General features: G+C 50.9%; 21 protein-coding genes. 14 read left to right on the top strand and 7 right to left on the bottom strand.

Going from position 1 to position 20909, the window contains the following annotated elements:
• The first annotated feature begins 18 nt into the window (after positions 1–18).
• The 4 genes from LG381_RS00235 to erpA are packed head-to-tail and all read left to right on the top strand — an operon-like array spanning position 19 to position 1925.
• Positions 19–81, top strand: coding sequence for a hypothetical protein (locus LG381_RS00235; protein WP_212741837.1), 63 nt, complete (start codon positions 19–21; stop codon positions 79–81).
• Positions 78–1499 carry a H(+)/Cl(-) exchange transporter ClcA gene (clcA, locus tag LG381_RS00230; protein ID WP_000846361.1) on the top strand — a complete coding sequence of 474 codons (1422 nt, stop codon included), beginning with the start codon at positions 78–80 and terminating at the stop codon, positions 1497–1499. The genes LG381_RS00235 and clcA overlap by 4 nt, the downstream gene beginning before the upstream one ends.
• Positions 1500–1522: 23 nt before the next feature.
• Positions 1523–1588: a small protein YadW gene (gene yadW / locus LG381_RS00225; protein ID WP_122998795.1), complete on the top strand. Its 66-nt coding sequence runs from the start codon at positions 1523–1525 to the stop codon at positions 1586–1588.
• Positions 1581–1925 carry an iron-sulfur cluster insertion protein ErpA gene (gene erpA / locus LG381_RS00220; protein WP_001295564.1) on the top strand — a complete coding sequence of 115 codons (345 nt, stop codon included), beginning with the start codon at positions 1581–1583 and terminating at the stop codon, positions 1923–1925. The genes yadW and erpA overlap by 8 nt, the downstream gene beginning before the upstream one ends.
• Before the next feature lie 46 nt (positions 1926–1971).
• Here erpA and LG381_RS00215 read toward each other — a convergent pair whose 3' ends face one another.
• Genes LG381_RS00215 through mtnN form a run of 3 tightly spaced genes read right to left on the bottom strand, consistent with a single transcriptional unit; the run spans position 1972 to position 4123 of the window.
• A complete protein-coding gene (locus LG381_RS00215) occupies positions 1972–2595 on the bottom strand; it encodes a TRIC cation channel family protein (RefSeq protein WP_000964226.1) in 624 nt (207 codons plus the stop codon).
• 36 nt (positions 2596–2631) lie between these two features.
• Positions 2632–3432 (bottom strand): vitamin B12 ABC transporter substrate-binding protein BtuF, encoded by an 801-nt coding sequence (btuF, locus tag LG381_RS00210; RefSeq protein ID WP_222680652.1) that lies wholly within the window; start codon positions 3430–3432, stop codon positions 2632–2634.
• Positions 3425–4123, bottom strand: a complete 699-nt coding sequence (gene mtnN / locus LG381_RS00205) for a 5'-methylthioadenosine/S-adenosylhomocysteine nucleosidase (RefSeq protein ID WP_000689855.1) — start codon at positions 4121–4123, stop codon at positions 3425–3427. The genes btuF and mtnN overlap by 8 nt, the downstream gene beginning before the upstream one ends.
• A gap of 83 nt (positions 4124–4206) precedes the next feature.
• Here mtnN and dgt point away from each other — a divergent pair, with 83 nt between their 5' ends.
• The 3 genes from dgt (at position 4207) to cdaR (ending at position 8589) form a co-directional block, all read left to right on the top strand.
• Positions 4207–5724 (top strand): dGTPase, encoded by a 1518-nt coding sequence (gene dgt / locus LG381_RS00200; protein ID WP_225761886.1) that lies wholly within the window; start codon positions 4207–4209, stop codon positions 5722–5724.
• Between the two features lie 129 nt (positions 5725–5853).
• Positions 5854–7278: a serine endoprotease DegP gene (gene degP, locus LG381_RS00195; RefSeq protein WP_000753934.1), complete on the top strand. Its 1425-nt coding sequence runs from the start codon at positions 5854–5856 to the stop codon at positions 7276–7278.
• 153 nt (positions 7279–7431) lie between these two features.
• Complete coding sequence (gene cdaR / locus LG381_RS00190; RefSeq protein WP_137325973.1) at positions 7432–8589, top strand: DNA-binding transcriptional regulator CdaR; 1158 nt, start codon at positions 7432–7434, stop codon at positions 8587–8589.
• Between the two features lie 63 nt (positions 8590–8652).
• Here cdaR and LG381_RS00185 read toward each other — a convergent pair whose 3' ends face one another.
• The 4 genes from LG381_RS00185 to map form a co-directional block, all read right to left on the bottom strand.
• Positions 8653–9039, bottom strand: coding sequence for a DUF3461 family protein (locus tag LG381_RS00185; protein WP_000272188.1), 387 nt, complete (start codon positions 9037–9039; stop codon positions 8653–8655).
• A 310-nt stretch (positions 9040–9349) separates the two neighbouring features.
• Positions 9350–10174: a 2,3,4,5-tetrahydropyridine-2,6-dicarboxylate N-succinyltransferase gene (dapD, locus tag LG381_RS00180; protein ID WP_001186663.1), complete on the bottom strand. Its 825-nt coding sequence runs from the start codon at positions 10172–10174 to the stop codon at positions 9350–9352.
• A 30-nt stretch (positions 10175–10204) separates the two neighbouring features.
• Positions 10205–12877 (bottom strand): bifunctional uridylyltransferase/uridylyl-removing protein GlnD, encoded by a 2673-nt coding sequence (gene glnD, locus LG381_RS00175; protein ID WP_001094592.1) that lies wholly within the window; start codon positions 12875–12877, stop codon positions 10205–10207.
• Positions 12878–13081: 204 nt separating this feature from the next.
• On the bottom strand, positions 13082–13876 hold the full coding sequence (map, locus tag LG381_RS00170; protein WP_001018190.1) for a type I methionyl aminopeptidase: 795 nt from the start codon (positions 13874–13876) through the stop codon (positions 13082–13084).
• Between the two features lie 367 nt (positions 13877–14243).
• On the opposite strand from map, the gene rpsB reads away from it, so the two are divergent.
• From rpsB to cdsA, 7 genes are all read left to right on the top strand, one after another.
• On the top strand, positions 14244–14969 hold the full coding sequence (rpsB, locus tag LG381_RS00165) for a 30S ribosomal protein S2 (protein WP_000246882.1): 726 nt from the start codon (positions 14244–14246) through the stop codon (positions 14967–14969).
• A 258-nt stretch (positions 14970–15227) separates the two neighbouring features.
• Complete coding sequence (gene tsf, locus LG381_RS00160; protein WP_000818112.1) at positions 15228–16079, top strand: translation elongation factor Ts; 852 nt, start codon at positions 15228–15230, stop codon at positions 16077–16079.
• Positions 16080–16225: 146 nt separating this feature from the next.
• Complete coding sequence (gene pyrH / locus LG381_RS00155) at positions 16226–16951, top strand: UMP kinase (protein WP_000224573.1); 726 nt, start codon at positions 16226–16228, stop codon at positions 16949–16951.
• Between the two features lie 291 nt (positions 16952–17242).
• Entirely contained in the window at positions 17243–17800 is a 558-nt protein-coding gene (frr, locus tag LG381_RS00150; protein WP_000622418.1) for a ribosome recycling factor, read from the top strand.
• A 92-nt stretch (positions 17801–17892) separates the two neighbouring features.
• The gene (ispC, locus tag LG381_RS00145) at positions 17893–19089 is read left to right on the top strand and encodes a 1-deoxy-D-xylulose-5-phosphate reductoisomerase (protein ID WP_000811945.1); all 1197 of its coding nucleotides are present in this window, start codon (positions 17893–17895) and stop codon (positions 19087–19089) included.
• Between the two features lie 188 nt (positions 19090–19277).
• Positions 19278–20036 (top strand): (2E,6E)-farnesyl-diphosphate-specific ditrans,polycis-undecaprenyl-diphosphate synthase, encoded by a 759-nt coding sequence (gene ispU / locus LG381_RS00140; RefSeq protein WP_001517776.1) that lies wholly within the window; start codon positions 19278–19280, stop codon positions 20034–20036.
• 12 nt (positions 20037–20048) lie between these two features.
• A complete protein-coding gene (gene cdsA / locus LG381_RS00135; protein WP_032224486.1) occupies positions 20049–20906 on the top strand; it encodes a phosphatidate cytidylyltransferase in 858 nt (285 codons plus the stop codon).
• The last annotated feature ends 3 nt before the right edge of the window (positions 20907–20909 follow it).

Raw genomic sequence — 20909 nt, 5'->3', positions numbered from 1 at the left:
GCTTTGCAAAGGATTTTCATGGAACGAGCGAGTAAAATGCCGTCATCTTATTTGTATGACCAATATGTGATCATTGGATGAAAACTGAAACTCCTTCTTATGAAATACCGCAGGCCGCGCGTCTGCGACGCAGACAACTGATTCGCCAACTTCTTGAGCGCGACAAAACACCATTAGCCATTTTGTTTATGGCGGCGGTCGTCGGCACCCTTGTCGGGCTGGCTGCAGTTGCTTTTGACAAAGGCGTCGCCTGGTTGCAAAACCAACGTATGGGTGCGCTGGTACATACTGCTGATAATTACCCACTTCTGTTAACCGTCGCTTTTCTTTGTTCGGCGGTGCTGGCAATGTTCGGCTACTTTCTGGTGCGTAAATACGCGCCAGAAGCAGGTGGTTCAGGGATTCCGGAAATTGAAGGGGCGCTGGAAGATCAACGTCCCGTTCGCTGGTGGCGTGTTTTGCCGGTGAAATTCTTTGGCGGGTTGGGGACACTCGGTGGTGGTATGGTTCTGGGGCGTGAAGGACCAACCGTGCAGATCGGCGGTAACATTGGCCGTATGGTGCTTGATATTTTCCGCATGAAAGGTGATGAAGCTCGCCACACGTTGCTGGCAACCGGTGCAGCGGCGGGGCTGGCGGCGGCCTTTAACGCGCCGCTCGCGGGTATTCTATTTATTATCGAAGAGATGCGTCCGCAGTTTCGCTATACGTTAATTTCGATTAAAGCGGTATTTATTGGCGTCATTATGTCGACCATTATGTACCGGATATTTAATCATGAAGTTGCGCTGATTGACGTCGGTAAACTTTCTGACGCGCCGCTCAATACCCTGTGGCTTTATCTGATCCTCGGCATTATTTTTGGTATCTTCGGCCCTGTTTTTAATAAATGGGTTCTGGGGATGCAGGATTTGCTGCACCGTGTGCACGGCGGCAATATCACTAAATGGGTGTTGATGGGCGGTGCGATTGGCGGTCTGTGCGGGTTGTTGGGTTTCGTTGCACCAGAAACTTCGGGCGGCGGTTTTAACCTGATTCCTATCGCTACGGCGGGGAATTTCAGCATGGGAATGCTGATATTTATTTTTGTCGCGCGTGTGATCACTACGCTGCTCTGCTTCTCTTCTGGCGCGCCGGGCGGTATTTTCGCTCCGATGCTGGCGCTCGGTACGGTTTTGGGAACGGCATTTGGCATGGCTGCCACGGAGATATTTCCGCAATACCACCTTGAAGCAGGGACATTTGCTATAGCTGGAATGGGGGCGTTACTGGCGGCCTCTGTTCGTGCGCCGTTGACCGGGATCATCCTGGTGCTTGAGATGACAGATAACTATCAGCTCATTTTGCCAATGATTATTACCGGTCTTGGCGCAACACTATTAGCACAATTTACTGGTGGGAAACCGTTATACTCGGCGATTCTTGCCCGCACGCTGGCAAAACAGGAAGCGGAGCAGCTGGCGCGAAGCAAGGCCGTGGCTGCCAGCGAGAATACTTGAACGAAATACCAGGGTATTAGATAATGGCAGTTATTATTGGGTTAGAATTTGCCCAATTGCCGATGTCGTTTGGAGCAAAATATGAGTGATGACGTAGCACTGCCGCTGGAGTTTACCGACGCAGCAGCCAACAAAGTTAAAAGCCTGATCGCTGACGAAGATAACCCGAATCTGAAATTACGCGTGTATATCACCGGTGGCGGTTGCAGCGGCTTCCAGTATGGTTTCACCTTTGATGATCAGGTGAACGAAGGCGATATGACCATCGAAAAACAGGGCGTTGGCCTGGTGGTTGATCCGATGAGCCTGCAATATCTGGTCGGCGGTTCCGTTGATTATACCGAAGGTCTGGAAGGTTCACGCTTCATCGTAACCAACCCGAATGCGAAAAGCACCTGCGGTTGCGGTTCTTCCTTCAGCATCTAATCTGCTGTTAATGTGCCGGATAAACTATCCGGCACACCTTCTCTCTTCAACGCCCATTCTCATCCAGCGCAAACGTCGGCAATTTCAGATGCCACCGAATAGCCGCCAGCCGTATCAATAGCGTTACAACCATTCCCATCATACTGGCTGTTTCCAGCGGTACGGAGAAGGTGTAATGAGCTGTAGCGTGGACAATACCGCCGATAATACAGGCCGTCGCGTAGATTTCTGTGCGTAATATCATCGGAACTTCGCGCGCCAGTACATCGCGGATGATCCCGCCGCCAACGCCGGTGATCACACCCATACAAACCGCGATTAACGGACCGGCTTCCGCATTAAAGGCTTTGTTGACACCAATGCCAACAAACACTGCCAGACCAACAGCATCCAGCACCGGCAGCATCCATTTGGGTAAGCGCCTTGGCTGGCGTACCAGAACGATAGTCAGCATACTGGTCACCATCGCGACGACCAGATCGGTGGGATCTTTCACCCAAAATACCGGACCGTGATCCAGCGCCATGTCGCGAATTGTCCCGCCACCTACTGCGGTAACCACGCCCAGAACCAGGACGCCAAAAGGGTCCATACGCAATTTTCCGGCCAGCAAAACGCCGGAGATGGCAAATACCGCTGTACCGACTATATCCAGCCAATAGACGAGCATTTTTCAATCCCCACTGAGCACCTGAAAGGTCAGGCGCTAATCCACTTGTGAAAGCGCATTACAGAGTTGTTGTGCAGCGAGGATAATACGTGGGCTTGCGCGTTCAAACCAGTCACTTGTGAGAGGAATAACGGGAATTTTGAGTTGTTCGCCCCAGTATTGCTTTATTTTAGGAATTTTATCCGCTCCGCCAGTGATGACAATGGCCTGCGGTGCGCGTGCTAATACTTGTTCACGGCTAACCTGCGGCCAGGGAACTCGACTGTCTTTAAAGATGTTTTCTCCGCCGCAAACTTCCAGTATCTGGTTCTGAATCGACTCTTTTCCGCTGGTGAATGGCGGATTAATGCCGAATTGTAAGAAAACACGTTTTTTCGGTTTATCAGCATATTGCGCTTTCAGTTGCGCATACTGTTCCAGTAAGGTTTGCGCGGCTTTTCCGGCCTTGTCAGGTTGCGGACTCCAGGGAGCCAGTTGACGTAACGCATCGGCAATTTGTTCAATGCTTGTCGCATCGACCCACATGACTTTTATTCCCAGCGAAGCAAGTTGGTCAACCTGCCGCTCGGCGTTCCCTCCGCGCCAGGCAACCACCAAATCGGGTTTCAGCGCCACGATGCGTTCCAGATTCATCCCTTGCCAGGTGGAAACCTGCTCAATATTCTGCGCTTCTGGCGGATAGTCGGAATAACTGCTGACCCCTACCGGCGTGATCCCGACGGCAAAGGCAAGTTCAGTGTTGGCGGGAGAAAGTGTGATAACGCGCGGCGCGGCGTTGAGCCACAGCGGTGCGAGAAAAGACAGGGCGACCAGCGCCCTGAACAGTGACTTAGCCATGCGCCAGTTTCTGCACCAGTGACTCAACCATTAGGCTGGACTGTTTGGCTGCAACGGCCAGAAATTCGTCGAAGCTGAGATGAGACTGTTGATCGGCCACGTCGGAGATGGCGCGTACCACCACAAACGGTACATTAAAATTGTGGCAGACATGAGCGATAGCTGTCGCTTCCATCTCTACCGCAATGGCCTGCGGGAAATTGTGGCGGATTTTCGCCAGACCAACAGAGCCGTTGATGAACGCGTCGCCGCTGACAATCAGGCCTCGTACAGCGTTAAGATTCAGTTCGGCAATGCAGGACTCGGCGGCAGCGATCAGTTTATCATCAGCTTTGAAGCCTGCCGGACAGCCAGGTAACTGACCATATTCATAACCAAATGCCGTGACATCCGCGTCGTGATAACGTGCTTCGTCAGAGACAACGATATCGCCCACTTTCAGCGTTGGCGCCAGGCCCCCTGCAGAACCAGTGTTAATAATCACATCTGGTTTGCAGTGTTCCAGCAGCAGAGTTGCACCCAGCGCCGCAGCGACTTTACCGATGCCCGATTTCAGAAGCGCAACCTCGGTTCCGTTCAGTTGACCTGTGTAGATTTCACAGCCACCCAGACGGAGAGTTTGACGGTTTTCGATTTTGTCACGCAGTAGCGTAACTTCTTCTTCCATTGCACCAATGATGCCGATTTTCATAGATTTACTCGCGATAAGCCTGATTTGAGGGCATAGTTTATCATGCGCTTAAGAGGAAGCGTATTTCTCACGCGGGAGAGGACATGGCACAGATTGATTTCCGAAACAAAATAAACTGGCATCGTCGTTATCGTTCACCGCAGGGCGTTAAAACCGAACATGAGATCCTGCGGATCTTCGAAAGCGAGCGCGGGCGTATTATTAACTCTCCGGCGATTCGTCGTCTGCAACAAAAGACCCAGGTTTTTCCACTTGAGCGCAATGCCGCCGTACGCACGCGTCTTACCCATTCAATGGAAGTTCAGCAGGTGGGGCGCTATATCGCCAAAGAGATTTTAAGTCGTCTGAAAGAACTTAAATTGCTGGAGGAGTACGGCCTGGATGAACTGACCGGGCCGTTTGAAAGCATTGTCGAGATGTCATGCCTGATGCACGATATCGGTAATCCACCGTTTGGTCATTTTGGTGAAGCGGCTATAAATGACTGGTTTCGCCAGCGTTTGTACCCAGCGGATGCCGAAAGTCAGCCGCTGACCGACGATCGCTGTAGCGTGACAGCGTTGCGATTGCGGGAAGGGGAGGAACAACTTAACGAGCTGCGGCGCAAAATTCGTCAGGACTTATGTCATTTTGAAGGCAATGCACAAGGTATTCGTCTGGTGCATACATTGATGCGGATGAATCTCACCTGGGCGCAGGTTGGCGGTATTTTAAAATATACTCGTCCGGCGTGGTGGCGTGGTGAAACGCCTGAGACTCACCACTATTTAATGAAAAAACCGGGCTATTATCTTTCTGAAGAAGCCTATATTGCCCGTTTGCGTAAAGAACTTAATTTGGCGCTTTACAGTCGTTTTCCATTAACGTGGATTATGGAAGCAGCTGACGATATCTCTTATTGTGTGGCTGATCTTGAAGATGCGGTAGAGAAAAGAATATTTACCGTTGAGCAGCTTTATCATCATTTGCATGATGCGTGGGGTCAGCATGAGAAAGGTTCTCTGTTTGCACAAGTGGTAGAAAATGCCTGGGAAAAATCGCGCTCAAATAGTTTAAGCCGCAGTACGGAAGATCAGTTTTTTATGTATTTACGGGTGAACACCCTCAATAAGCTGGTGCCCTATGCGGCACAACGATTTATTGATAATTTGCCGACGATTTTTGCCGGAACGTTTAATCATGCCCTGTTAGAAGATGCCAGTGAATGTAGTGAACTTTTAAAATTATATAAAAATGTCGCCGTAAAACATGTGTTTAGCCATCCAGATGTCGAGCAGCTTGAGTTGCAGGGGTATCGGGTGATTAGCGGGTTATTAGAGATTTATCGTCCTTTATTAAGCATGTCATTATCAGACTTTACTGAACTGGTAGAAAAAGAGCGAGTAAAACGTTTCCCCATTGAATCACGCTTATTCCACAAGCTCTCAACGCGCCATCGGCTGGCCTATGTCGAGGCTGTCAGTAAATTACCGTCAGATTCTCCTGAGTTCCCGTTATGGGAATATTATTATCGTTGTCGGCTGTTACAGGATTATATCAGCGGCATGACGGACCTTTATGCGTGGGATGAATATCGGCGGCTTATGGCGGTAGAACAATAACCAGGCTTTTGTAAAGACGGACAATAAATTTTTACTTTTTGCAGAAACTTTAGTTCGGAACTTCGCGCTATAAAACGAATCTGAAGAACACAGCAATTTTGCGTTATCTGTTAATCGAGACTGAAATACATGAAAAAAACCACATTAGCACTGAGTGCATTGGCTCTGAGTTTAGGTTTGGCGTTATCTCCGCTCTCTGCGACGGCGGCTGAGACATCTTCAGCAACGACAGCACAGCAGATGCCAAGCCTTGCACCGATGCTCGAAAAGGTGATGCCTTCGGTGGTCAGTATTAACGTAGAAGGTAGCACAACCGTCAATACGCCGCGTATGCCGCGTAATTTCCAGCAGTTCTTCGGCGATGATTCTCCGTTCTGCCAGGACGGTTCTCCGTTCCAGAGCTCTCCGTTCTGCCAGGGGGGCCAGGGCGGCAATGGCGGCGGCCAGCAACAAAAATTCATGGCGCTGGGTTCCGGCGTTATTATTGATGCCGATAAAGGCTATGTCGTCACCAACAACCACGTTGTTGATAATGCGACGGTAATTAAAGTCCAACTGAGCGATGGCCGTAAGTTCGACGCGAAGATGGTTGGCAAAGATCCGCGTTCTGATATCGCGCTGATCCAAATCCAGAACCCGAAAAACCTGACTGCAATTAAGATGGCGGATTCCGACGCGCTGCGCGTGGGTGATTACACCGTCGCTATCGGTAACCCGTTTGGTCTGGGCGAGACGGTAACTTCCGGTATCGTCTCTGCGTTGGGGCGTAGCGGCCTGAATGCCGAAAACTACGAAAACTTCATCCAGACCGATGCGGCAATCAACCGTGGTAACTCCGGTGGTGCGCTGGTTAACCTGAACGGCGAACTGATTGGTATCAACACCGCAATCCTCGCACCGGACGGCGGCAACATCGGCATCGGTTTTGCTATCCCGAGCAACATGGTGAAAAACCTGACTTCGCAGATGGTGGAATACGGGCAGGTGAAACGCGGCGAGCTGGGTATTATGGGAACCGAACTGAACTCCGAACTGGCGAAAGCGATGAAAGTTGACGCCCAGCGCGGTGCATTTGTAAGTCAGGTTCTGCCGAATTCTTCTGCCGCGAAAGCAGGTATTAAAGCGGGTGATGTGATCACCTCACTGAACGGTAAGCCAATCAGCAGCTTTGCCGCGCTGCGTGCCCAGGTAGGCACCATGCCGGTGGGCAGCAAACTGACTCTGGGCTTACTGCGCGACGGTAAGCAGGTTAACGTGAACCTGGAACTGCAGCAGAGCAGCCAGAATCAGGTTGACTCCAGCTCCATCTTCAACGGCATTGAAGGCGCTGAGATGAGCAACAAAGGCAAAGATCAGGGCGTCGTCGTGAACAACGTGAAAACGGGCACTCCGGCTGCACAGATTGGCCTGAAAAAAGGTGATGTGATTATTGGCGCGAACCAGCAGGCAGTGAAAAACATCGCTGAACTGCGTAAAGTTCTCGACAGCAAACCATCCGTGCTGGCACTGAACATTCAGCGCGGCGACAGCACCATCTACCTGTTAATGCAGTAATCTTCCTCAACCCCTTCCCGTTCAGGGAAGGGGGTCTTCATGCAATCTGTGAACTTCCCCACAACTCCATATATATCTTCGTTCCTTTGGGCATTTTCACAATGCCGTACGTTTCGCACTTCCTTATGCTAAACCGTGCACAAGGGAGGACTTATGGCTGGCTGGCATCTTGATACCAAAATGGCGCAGGATATCGTGGCGCGCACCATGCGCATTATCGATACCAATATCAATGTAATGGATGCTCGCGGGCGCATTATCGGCAGCGGCGATCGTGAACGTATTGGTGAATTGCACGAAGGTGCATTGCTGGTACTCTCGCAGGGGCGAGTTGTCGATATCGATGATGCGGTAGCACGTCATCTGCACGGTGTGCGGCAAGGGATTAATCTACCGTTACGGCTGGAAGGTGAGATTGTCGGCGTAATTGGCCTGACTGGTGAACCAGAGAATCTGCGCAAATATGGCGAACTGGTCTGCATGACGGCTGAAATGATGCTGGAACAGTCGCGGTTGATGCACCTGTTGGCGCAGGATAGCCGTTTGCGGGAAGAACTGGTGATGAACCTGATTCAGGCCGAGGAGAATACACCCGCACTCACTGAATGGGCGCAACGGTTGGGGATAGATCTCAATCAACCGCGAGTGGTGGCTATTGTCGAGGTCGACAGCGGTCAGCTTGGCGTGGACAGCGCAATGGCAGAGTTACAGCAATTGCAAAATGCGCTGATTACGCCGGAGCGTAATAATCTGGTGGCGATTGTCTCGCTGACCGAAATGGTGGTGTTGAAACCGGCGTTGAATCCGTTTGGGCGCTGGGATGCAGAAGAGCATTGTAAGCGAGTTGAGCAGCTCATTACTCGTATGAAAGAGTACGGCCAGCTGCGGTTTCGCGTTTCGCTGGGTAATTATTTTACTGGACCTGGCAGTATTGCCCGCTCTTACCGCACGGCGAAAACAACGATGGTAGTCGGTAAACAGCGAATGCCCGAAAATCGCTGCTATTTTTATCAGGATCTGATGCTACCAGTTTTACTGGATAGTTTGCGCGGCGACTGGCAAGCCAACGAACTGGCGCGACCGCTGGCGCGATTGAAAGCGATGGACAATAACGGATTGCTGCGGCGAACACTGGCGGCGTGGTTTCGCCACAATGTGCAACCGCTGGCAACGTCAAAGGCGCTGTTTATCCATCGAAATACGTTGGAGTATCGACTTAATCGTATATCAGAACTGACCGGCCTGGATTTGGGCAATTTTGATGACAGGTTGCTGCTGTATGTGGCGCTGCAACTGGATGAAGAGCGGTAGGTTCATAACAAAATTAAAGCCGGGTGATACTTTACCCGGCTCGCAGAATGACATCAGTTACTATTATTTGCGTGTCAGCTTTTCCAGATCCGCTTCAATCTCACTGATCTTATTGGTTACCACTGACTCCAGGTGACGCAAGTCATCGAGGATCTTACGCTTAAGATCAACTTCGCTACGGTCACGCTGGCAGATTTGATCAAGCTCATCAATGATATAACGAAGATTTGGGCTGATTTCCTGCACTTCTTTATAACCCTGACCCACACCATCGGCGACCACCGTTTTGCGCTGACGCGGATATTTAAACTTCACGCTCTTGGCGAAAAACTCACCTTTGTCTTTCTGAAAATAGATTTTCAGAATATCGTTGTTGGCTTCCTGCCGGAGGCTGTAACGATCAATTTCTTCAGGATTGGTAATACCCAGACTTTTCAGATTGTCGTACATAGCGTTACCTCAAAATGAGTCAGTAAATTGTGCTTATCTTAGCATTTGGCCTGGCCCGCCCGGCTCGACTGTGATCGCGGAAAGCCTTTTTCTTCCAGACTTCTATCATGGCGTAAAATTTAAAAAATTACCTGCTTTATTCTGGCGATATTCCAGAGGATGGATTAGCACATTTATCTTCGTTTTGCGAATTACATGACAGTCCAAAAAAGATGAAAAAGTATTTAAAAGAAGGGACAAGAATGAGTAGGGCGAATTAATCTGAGTCAGAAAGCACACGGGCAGCATCGTGCTGCCCGTTTGCATACTTTTAGTCGATGGTACGCAGCAGTTCGTTGATACCGACTTTACCGCGAGTTTTCGCGTCAACTTTCTTAACGATAACGGCACAATAAAGGCTGTATTTGCCATCTTTCGACGGCAGGTTGCCAGAAACAACCACAGAGCCTGCCGGAACGCGACCGTAGTGGATTTCGCCGGTTTCACGGTCGTAAATACGGGTGCTCTGACCGATGTATACGCCCATGGAAATAACGGAACCTTCTTCGACAATCACCCCTTCAACCACTTCAGAGCGCGCGCCGATGAAGCAGTTGTCTTCAATGATGGTCGGGTTAGCCTGCAGCGGCTCCAGCACGCCGCCAATGCCTACACCGCCAGACAGGTGCACGTTTTTACCAATCTGCGCACAGGAACCGACGGTCGCCCAGGTATCAACCATGGTGCCTTCATCAACATATGCGCCGATGTTGACGTAAGACGGCATCAGCACGGTGTTACGGGCAATAAACGCACCCTGACGTACCGCCGCTGGTGGTACAACACGGAAGCCTTCTTTCTGGAAACGTGCTTCGTCGTAGTTGGCGAATTTCATCGGCACTTTATCGAAGTAGCGGCTTTCTGCCCCTTCGATCACCTGATTATCATTAATACGGAAAGAGAGCAGCACCGCTTTTTTCAACCACTGATGCGTCACCCACTGACCGTCAATTTTTTCCGCAACACGCAGCGCGCCGGAGTCCAGCAGCGAGATCACCTGATTTACCGCTTCGCGGGTAACAGTGTCTGCATTGGCTGGCGTGATTTCGGCACGGCGTTCAAAAGCGGTTTCAATAATGTTCTGTAACTGCTGCATTGTTAAACTCTTTTCATATCAGTAAACACATCACCCTTTATCGTTTGGATTGAGGGCCTCTGTCAACCGCTGATGCACTTCCTGCTGCAACTCATTATTAAGCGCACGTCGGTCGGCGGTGGCGATTATGAATAAATCTTCTACTCGCTCACCAATGGTTGTAATTCGGGCGCCATGAAGCGAAATTCCCAGATCGGCAAAAATTTTCCCCACCCGTGCCAGCAGTCCTGGTTGGTCGAGGGCGATCAGTTCGAGGAATGATTTGCGGTCGGTATGGGTCGGCAAAAACGTCACTTCGGTTTCAACAGTAAAGTGACGTAATTTGGCGGGTTGACGACGCGGCTGCGGTGGCTGCCAGCTACTTTGTGTCAGTACTTGCTCCAGACCAAAGCGAATAACCTCATGGCGATCTGCGGATAGCGGGCTGCCATCCGGCTCCAGCACAATGAAGGTATCCATCGCCATACCGTCGCGGGTCGTGAAAATTTGCGCGTCATGAACGCTTAAATTGCGGCGGTCTAATTCGGCACACACGGCGGCAAACAGATACGGCCGATCAGGACTCCAGATAAATATCTCCGTACCGCCGCGCGTAGCCTGTGGGCTAAGTAATACCAGCGGCTTGCTTAAATCATGCTGTAATAAATGGCGAGCGTGCCAGGCCAGTTGATTTGGGCTATGGCGGACAAAATAGTTAGCGCGACAGCGTGACCAGATCTGGTGTAGCGCCTCTTCGTCGATATTGTCCATACGCAGCAGCGCCAGTGCCTGAAGCTGGTGATGGCGAACTCGTTCGCGCATATCTGGCGTGTTTTGCATTCCGCGTCGTAGCTGTTTTTCGGTGGCAAAATAGAGTTCGCGCAACAGACTCTGCTTCCAGCTATTCCACAGCGTTTCGTTAGTGGCGCAAATATCGGCTACCGTCAGACAGACCAGAAAACGCAGTCGATTTTCCGTTTGTACTTCTTCGGCGAATTGTTTGATGACTTCCGGATCCTGAATATCGCGGCGCTGGGCGGTGACCGACATCAGCAAGTGCTGGCGAACCAGCCAGGCGACCAGTTGCGTTTCGCGCGAGTTCAGGCCGTGCAGTTCGGCAAAATGCACCACGTCTTGTGCGCCGAGTATGGAGTGGTCACCGCCGCGCCCTTTGGCGATATCGTGAAATAGTGCGGCGATAAAAATCAGCTCTGGTGATGGCAGGCGCGGCCAGACGTCCACACACAACGGATGGCGCTGGCGCGTTTCTTCACTGGCAAAACTCTCCAGTTTCAGCATCACGCGGATAGTATGTTCATCCACTGTGTAAGCGTGGAACAGGTCAAACTGCATCTGCCCGACGATATGCGACCATTGGGGCATATAGGCGCCCAGCACGCTATGGCGATGCATCGGCAGTAACCCGCGACGCATTGCGCCGGGGTGACGCAGAATGCTCAAAAATAGCTTTCGCGCTTCCGGAATGTTGCACAGTGGTTGTTGCAGATGACGGCGGGCGTGACGTAACTGGCGCAGCGTGGTGGAGTAAATGCCGGTGATCGCACTGTTGCGTACCATAGTGTAGAACATACGCAAGATGGCTTCCGGCTGGCGCATAAATAGTGTTTCATCACGCAGGTCGATAAGCGTACCGCGTAGCTGAAACTCATCGTCAATCGGACGCGGCTTTTCATCGGCGGGCAGGGCGAGGATGGCTTCATCAAACAGTTGTAGCAGCATCTGGTTGAGTTCGCTGACGCGGCGCGTGACGCGGAAGTAATCCTTCATCATCCGCTCGACCGGTTCGTTACCTTCACCACTGTAATTCAGACGCTGGGCGACGCTAAGCTGGCGATCAAACAATAGGCGGTTATCGTAACGGCTGACGACCAGATGCAGGGCAAAGCGAATACGCCACAAAATATGCAGGCACTCGTTTAATTCTGCTCGTTCCGCTGAGGTTAAGAAGCCAAACCCGACCATTTCATCCAGCGATGTTGCGCCAAAATGGCGGCGGGCCACCCACTGTAAAGTGTGAATATCACGCAAGCCCCCGGGGCTGCTTTTGATGTCTGGCTCAAGGTTGTAGCTGGTGCCGTGGTAACGCTGGTGGCGCTGGTTCTGTTCTTCAACTTTCGCCGCGTAGAACTTGTCGGAAGGCCAGAATCCTTCGCTGAAAATGTGTTTTTGCAGTTCGAGAAATAGCGCAACATCGCCAATCAACAAGCGTGATTCAATTAAATTGGTGGCTACGGTTAAATCCGATAACCCTTCCAGGATGCATTCTTCAAGTGTCCGCACGCTATGACCGACTTCCAGCTTCACATCCCAGAGCAGCGTTAACAACTCGCCTACTTTTTGTGCCTGGTCGTCCGGCAGTTTCTTGCGGCTTAAGATCAGTAAATCGACGTCCGAAAGTGGATGCAGCTCGCCACGACCATAGCCACCGACAGCGACCAGCGCCAGGTCGGCAATCTGACTGAAACCGGCTTCAATCCACAAGCGTTGCAGGAGTTGGTCGATAAACTCGGTGCGGGCTTCAATCAACTGTTCTGCGGAGATCCCGCTATCAAAGGCATCGCCCAGCCAACGCTGAAAGGTATCAATATGGGCTTTTATCCCAGAGACGGTTAATTCGTCACGGGGCCAGACGCATGGATTTTGCGGTTGACCGGGCAGGGTGGGGAGAGCGGTATTTGCGTACTGTTCTGGAAGGGTATTCATTGTGCGCCACCCATAAGATTAAATTATCGCATTAAAAAAGCCGGCATTCGCCGGCTTCAGATTGTTGACAAAGTGCACGTGTTCATGCCGGATGCGGCGTGAAGGCCTTATCCGTCCTACAACTCCTTGCAAATTCAATATATTGCAGGAGAAAGTAGGCCTGATAAGCGTAGCGCATCAGGCATTTTTGCGTTTGTCTGCCTCTTATTCGTCGTGCGAGATTATCGCCGGGATGGTGTCATCCTTGCGTAGCGTCAGAATTTCGCAGCCGTTATCAGTCACCACAATAGTATGCTCGTATTGTGCAGACAAGCTGCGATCTTTGGTTTTTACCGTCCAGCCATCTTTCATGGTGCGGATCTCTTTTTTACCCGCGTTGACCATTGGCTCGATGGTGAAGGTCATCCCCGGTTTCAGCACGACGTTGGTTTCAGGTGAGTCATAGTGCAGCACTTGCGGCTCTTCGTGGAAGCCGCGACCAATACCGTGTCCGCAATATTCACGAACAACGGAGAAGCCTTCTGCTTCGACAAATTTCTGAATTGCCGCGCCGATTTCGCGCAGATTAATACCTGGTTTTACCATGCGTAGCGCCAGGTACAGGCTTTCTTGCGTGATGCGGCACAGGCGTTCGCCCATGATGGTCGGTTTACCGACGATAAACATTTTCGAGGTGTCGCCGTGGAAACCATCTTTGATTACGGTGACGTCAATGTTAACAATGTCACCGTCTTTCAGCAGTTTGGCGTCGTCCGGGATACCGTGGCACACCACTTCATTAATAGAGATGCAAACGGATTTCGGATAACCGTGATAGCCGAGGCAGGCCGAAACCGCGTGTTGTTCATTAACAATATAATCATTACAGATGCGATCCAGCTCGCCGGTGCTGACGCCCGGTTTAACATAGGGTTCGATCATCTCCAGCACTTCGGCAGCCAGGCGGCCAGCGACGCGCATTTTTTCGATATCTTCAGGGGTCTTGATTGAGATAGCCATTAATTCTGTCCATCAGCGTCGGTGATACCGACAATATATATGTAAGTGCTGTCAATGGTATCACACCCTGTCAAATTGAGAATCATTCTGAACTTCGCGAAACGTGCCACCGAGGGTTTTCTATAATAGAAAATTCAGCGTCTGATGCTGTACACAGCGCCAACAATTATTGGAGTCCACGGCGTATTTGTGGTATAAAGCGCGCCGGACTTCCGATCCATTTCGTATACACAGACTGGACGGGAGCGACAATCTCACTTTGTGTAACAACACACACGTATCGGCACATATTCCGGGGTGCCCTTTGGGGTCGGTAATATGGGATACGTGGAGGCATAACCCCAACTTTTATATAGAGGTTTTAATCATGGCAACTGTTTCCATGCGCGACATGCTCAAGGCTGGTGTTCACTTCGGTCACCAGACCCGTTACTGGAACCCGAAAATGAAGCCGTTCATCTTCGGTGCGCGTAACAAAGTTCACATCATCAACCTTGAGAAAACTGTACCGATGTTCAACGAAGCTCTGGCTGAACTGAACAAGATTGCTTCTCGCAAAGGTAAAATCCTTTTCGTTGGTACTAAACGCGCTGCAAGCGAAGCGGTGAAAGACGCTGCTCTGAGCTGCGACCAGTTCTTCGTGAACCATCGCTGGCTGGGCGGTATGCTGACTAACTGGAAAACCGTTCGTCAGTCCATCAAACGTCTGAAAGACCTGGAAACTCAGTCTCAGGACGGTACTTTCGACAAGCTGACCAAGAAAGAAGCGCTGATGCGCACTCGTGAGCTGGAGAAACTGGAAAACAGCCTGGGCGGTATCAAAGACATGGGCGGTCTGCCGGACGCTCTGTTTGTAATCGATGCTGACCACGAACACATTGCTATCAAAGAAGCAAACAACCTGGGTATTCCGGTATTTGCTATCGTTGATACCAACTCTGATCCGGACGGTGTTGACTTCGTTATCCCGGGTAACGACGACGCAATCCGTGCTGTGACCCTGTACCTGGGCGCTGTAGCTGCAACCGTACGTGAAGGCCGTTCTCAGGATCTGGCTTCCCAGGCGGAAGAAAGCTTCGTAGAAGCTGAGTAATAAGGCTTGATAACTCCCCCAAAATAGTTCGAGTTGCAGAAAGGCGGCAAGCTCGATAATTCTTGGGAGCTTACATCAGTAAGTGACCGGGATGAGCGAGCGAAGACAACGCATCTGCGGCGCGAAATATGAAGGGGGGAGAGCCCTTATAGACCAGGTAGTACACGTTTGGTTAGGGGGCCTGCATATGGCCCCCTTTTTCACTTTTATATCTGTGCGGTTTAATTCCGGGCAGATCACATCTCCGAGGATTTTAGAATGGCTGAAATTACCGCATCCCTGGTAAAAGAGCTGCGTGAGCGTACTGGCGCAGGCATGATGGATTGCAAAAAAGCACTGACTGAAGCTAACGGCGACATCGAGCTGGCAATCGAAAACATGCGTAAGTCCGGTGCTATCAAAGCAGCGAAAAAAGCAGGCAACGTTGCTGCTGATGGCGTGATCAAAACCAAAATCGACGGCAACTACGGCATCATTCTGGAAGTTAACTGCCAGACTGACTTCGTAGCAAAAGACGCTGGTTTCCAGGCGTTCGCAGACAAAGTTCTGGACGCAGCTGTTGCTGGCAAAATCACTGACGTTGAAGTTCTGAAAGCACAGTTCGAAGAAGAACGCGTTGCGCTGGTAGCGAAAATTGGTGAAAACATCAACATTCGCCGCGTTGCTGCGCTGGAAGGCGACGTTCTGGGTTCTTATCAGCACGGTGCGCGTATCGGCGTTCTGGTTGCTGCTAAAGGCGCTGACGAAGAGCTGGTTAAACACATCGCTATGCACGTTGCTGCAAGCAAGCCGGAATTCATCAAGCCGGAAGACGTATCTGCTGAAGTGGTAGAGAAAGAATACCAGGTACAGCTGGATATCGCGATGCAGTCTGGTAAGCCGAAAGAAATCGCAGAGAAAATGGTTGAAGGCCGCATGAAGAAATTCACCGGCGAAGTTTCTCTGACCGGTCAGCCGTTCGTTATGGAACCGGCAAAAACTGTTGGTCAGCTGCTGAAAGAGCATAACGCTGAAGTGACTGGCTTCATCCGCTTCGAAGTGGGTGAAGGTATCGAGAAAGTTGAGACTGACTTTGCAGCAGAAGTTGCTGCGATGTCCAAGCAGTCTTAATTATCGAAAAGGAGCCGCCTGAGGGCGGCTTCTTTTTGCGCCCATCTTGTAAATTCAGCTAACCCTTATGGGGCTGCGCTGAAAAGCGACGTACAATGTCGCTAGTATTAATTCATTTCAATCGTTGACAGTCTCAGGAAAGAAACATGGCTACCAATGCAAAACCCGTCTATAAACGCATTCTGCTTAAGTTGAGTGGCGAAGCTCTGCAGGGCACTGAAGGCTTCGGTATTGATGCAAGCATACTGGATCGCATGGCTCAGGAAATCAAAGAACTGGTTGAACTGGGTATTCAGGTTGGTGTGGTGATTGGTGGGGGTAACCTGTTCCGTGGCGCTGGTCTGGCGAAAGCGGGTATGAACCGCGTTGTGGGCGACCACATGGGGATGCTGGCTACCGTAATGAACGGTCTGGCAATGCGTGATGCACTGCACCGCGCCTATGTGAACGCTCGTCTGATGTCCGCTATTCCATTGAATGGCGTATGCGACAGCTACAGCTGGGCAGAAGCTATCAGTCTGTTGCGCAACAACCGTGTGGTGATCCTCTCCGCCGGTACTGGTAATCCATTCTTTACCACTGACTCCGCAGCTTGTCTGCGTGGTATCGAAATTGAAGCCGATGTGGTGCTGAAAGCAACCAAAGTTGACGGTGTGTTTACCGCTGACCCGGCGAAAGATCCAACTGCAACTATGTACGAGCAGCTGACCTACAGTGAAGTGCTGGAAAAAGAGCTGAAAGTAATGGATCTGGCGGCCTTTACGCTGGCTCGTGACCACAAATTACCGATTCGTGTTTTCAACATGAACAAACCGGGTGCGCTGCGCCGTGTGGTAATGGGTGAAAAAGAAGGGACTTTAATCACGGAATAATTCCCGTGATGGATAAATAAGGGTAAGATTCCGCATAAGTATCGCGGGGGCGTAAGTCTGGTTATAAGGCGTTATTGTTGCAGGCAGTTTGGTCACGGCCAGCGCGCAGCAACCGGAGCGTACATAAGTACGTGAGGATAGCGAGCACTGCCCGGGGTCAAAATGGCAAATAAAATAGCCTAATAATCCAGACGATTACCCGTAATATGTTTAATCAGGGCTATACTTAGCACACTTCCACTGTGTGTGACTGTCTGGTCTGACTGAGACAAGTTTTCAAGGATTCGTAACGTGATTAGCGATATCAGAAAAGATGCTGAAGTACGCATGGACAAATGCGTCGAAGCGTTCAAAACCCAAATCAGCAAAATACGCACGGGTCGTGCTTCTCCCAGCCTGCTGGATGGCATTGTCGTGGAATATTACGGCACGCCGACGCCGCTGCGTCAGCTGGCAAGCGTAACGGTAGAAGATTCCCGCACTCTGAAAATCAACGTGTTTGATCGTTCAATGTCTCCGGCCGTTGAAAAAGCGATTATGGCGTCCGATCTCGGCCTGAACCCGAACTCTGCAGGTAGCGACATCCGCGTTCCGCTGCCGCCGCTGACGGAAGAACGTCGTAAAGATCTGACTAAAATCGTTCGTGGTGAAGCTGAACAGGCGCGTGTTGCAGTACGTAACGTGCGTCGTGATGCGAACGACAAAGTGAAAGCACTGTTGAAAGATAAAGAGATCAGCGAAGACGACGATCGCCGTTCTCAGGACGATGTACAGAAACTGACTGATGCTGCAATCAAGAAAATTGAAGCGGCGCTGGCAGACAAAGAAGCAGAACTGATGCAGTTCTGATTTCTTGAACGACAAAAAACGCCGCTCAGTAGATCCTTGCGGATCGGCTGGCGGCGTTTTGCTTTTTATTCTGTCTCAACTCTGGATGTTTCATGAAGCAACTCACCATTCTGGGCTCGACCGGCTCGATTGGTTGCAGCACGCTGGACGTGGTGCGCCATAATCCCGAACACTTCCGCGTAGTTGCGCTGGTGGCAGGCAAAAATGTCACTCGCATGGTAGAACAGTGCCTGGAATTCTCTCCCCGCTATGCCGTAATGGACGATGAAGCGAGTGCGAAACTTCTTAAAACGACGCTACAACAACAGGGTAGTTGCACTGAAGTCTTAAGCGGTCAGCAGGCTGCCTGCGATATGGCGGCGCTTGAAGATGTTGATCAGGTGATGGCGGCGATTGTCGGTGCTGCAGGCCTGTTACCTACGCTTGCTGCTATCCGCGCGGGTAAAACCATACTGCTGGCCAACAAAGAATCACTGGTCACCTGTGGACGTCTGTTTATGGACGCCGTAAAGCAGAGTAAAGCGCAGTTATTACCGGTCGATAGCGAACATAACGCCATTTTTCAGAGTTTACCGCAACCTATCCAGCACAATCTGGGATACGCTGACCTTGAGCAAAATGGCGTGGTGTCCATTTTACTTACCGGGTCTGGTGGCCCTTTCCGTGAGACGCCATTGCACGATTTGGCAACAATGACGCCCGATCAAGCCTGCCGTCATCCGAACTGGTCGATGGGACGTAAAATTTCTGTCGATTCGGCTACCATGATGAACAAAGGTCTGGAATACATTGAAGCGCGTTGGTTGTTTAACGCCAGTGCCAGCCAGATGGAAGTGCTGATTCACCCGCAGTCAGTGATTCACTCAATGGTGCGTTATCAGGACGGCAGCGTTCTGGCGCAACTGGGAGAACCTGATATGCGTACGCCAATTGCCCACACCATGGCATGGCCGAATCGCGTGAACTCTGGTGTGAAGGCGCTCGACTTTTGCAAACTGAGTGCTTTGACATTTGCCGCACCGGATTATGATCGCTATCCATGCCTGAAACTGGCGATGGATGCTTTCGAACAAGGCCAGGCTGCGACGACTGCATTGAATGCCGCAAACGAAATCACCGTTGCTGCGTTTCTTGCGCAACAAATCCGCTTTACGGATATCGCCGCATTGAATTTATCCGTTCTGGAAAAAATGGATATGCGCGAACCACAATGCGTGGACGATGTGTTGTCTGTCGATGCCTGTGCGCGTGACGTCGCCAGAAAAGAGGTGATGCGTCTCGCAAGCTGAGGATAATCCGGCTACAGAGAGTCGTGCTATTTGTTAGCGTAGGGCTTCAGTGATATAGTCTGCGCCATCTGATCGTAAGTAGTTGGCTTTCTAAGATCAGGTATGCCGTGGTTTTACACGGCTTTTTTTTGTATAGGCTTCAGTATTCCTGAGTACCGTAAACCCTGTCAGGGAATAAGAAACGCGTGATGTTGTCTGCTACTCAACCACTTAGCGAAAAATTGCCAGTTCATGGCTGTCGCCATGTCGCGATCATTATGGATGGCAACGGGCGCTGGGCAAAAAAGCAAGGGAAGATTCGTGCCTTTGGGCATAAAGCCGGGGCTAAATCGGTTCGCCGGGCGGTCTCTTTTGCGGCCAACAACGGTATTGAGGCGTTAACGCTGTATGCCTTTAGTAGTGAAAACTGGAACCGACCAGCGCAGGAAGTCAGTGCGTTAATGGAACTGTTTGTGTGGGCGCTTGATAGCGAAGTAAAAAGCCTGCACCGACATAACGTGCGTCTGCGTATTATTGGCGATACCAGTCGTTTTAACTCGCGTTTGCAAGAGCGTATTCGTAAATCTGAAGCGTTAACTGCCGGGAATACCGGTCTGACGTTGAATATTGCGGCGAACTACGGTGGACGTTGGGATATAGTCCAGGGTGTCAGGCAACTGGCTGAAAAGGTGCAGCAAGGAAACCTGCAACCAGATCAGATAGATGAAGAGATGCTAAACCAGCATGTCTGTATGCATGAACTGGCCCCTGTAGATTTAGTAATTAGGACTGGGGGGGAGCATCGCATTAGTAACTTTTTGCTTTGGCAAATTGCCTATGCCGAACTTTACTTTACAGATGTTCTCTGGCCCGATTTCGATGAACAAGACTTTGAAGGGGCACTAAATGCCTTTGCTAATCGAGAGCGTCGTTTCGGCGGCACCGAGCCCGGTGATGAAACAGCCTGATGGGGGTCGCTTTTGCTGAAGTATCGCCTGATATCTGCTTTTGTTTTAATACCTGTCGTCATCGCGGCGCTGTTTTTATTGCCGCCGGTAGGGTTCGCTATTGTTACGCTGGTAGTCTGTATGCTGGCAGCGTGGGAATGGGGACAGCTTAGCGGTTTTACCTCTCGCTCGCAGCGGGTATGGCTGGCGGTGCTGTGCGGGTTATTGTTGGCGCTGATGCTTTTTCTGTTGCCGGAATATCACCGAAATATCCATCAACCACTGGTTGAGGTCTCACTTTGGGCTTCGCTTGGCTGGTGGGTTGCCGCGCTATTGCTGGTGTTATTCTATCCCGGTTCCGCGACAATATGGCGTAAATCCAAAACATTGCGCATTATCTTTGGCGTGCTAACCATTGTTCCCTTCTTTTGGGGCATGCTGGCGTTACGGGCCTGGCACTATGACGAGAATCATTACAGTGGCGCGATATGGTTGCTCTATGTCATGATCCTGGTCTGGGGCGCTGACTCTGGCGCATATATGTTTGGCAAATTGTTTGGCAAACATAAGCTGGCACCGAAGGTTTCTCCGGGTAAAACCTGGCAAGGCTTTATTGGCGGACTCGCGACCGCAGCGGTAATCTCATGGGGTTATGGCATGTGGGCGAATCTGGACGTTGCACCCGTCACCTTACTCATTTGCTCTATTGTCGCAGCGTTAGCTTCAGTGCTCGGCGATCTGACCGAGAGCATGTTTAAGCGTGAAGCAGGAATTAAGGACAGCGGTCATTTAATTCCAGGACATGGCGGTATTTTGGATCGTATTGATAGCCTGACGGCTGCTGTACCGGTCTTTGCTTGCCTGCTGTTGCTGGTATTCAGGACGCTTTAACGG

The sequence above is a fragment of the Escherichia sp. Marseille-Q3837 genome (assembly GCF_916618735.1).
Lineage (GTDB): Bacteria > Pseudomonadota > Gammaproteobacteria > Enterobacterales > Enterobacteriaceae > Escherichia > Escherichia ruysiae.
Note: the sequence above shows the minus strand (reverse complement) of the source record. Positions and strands in the feature narration are given on the sequence as shown.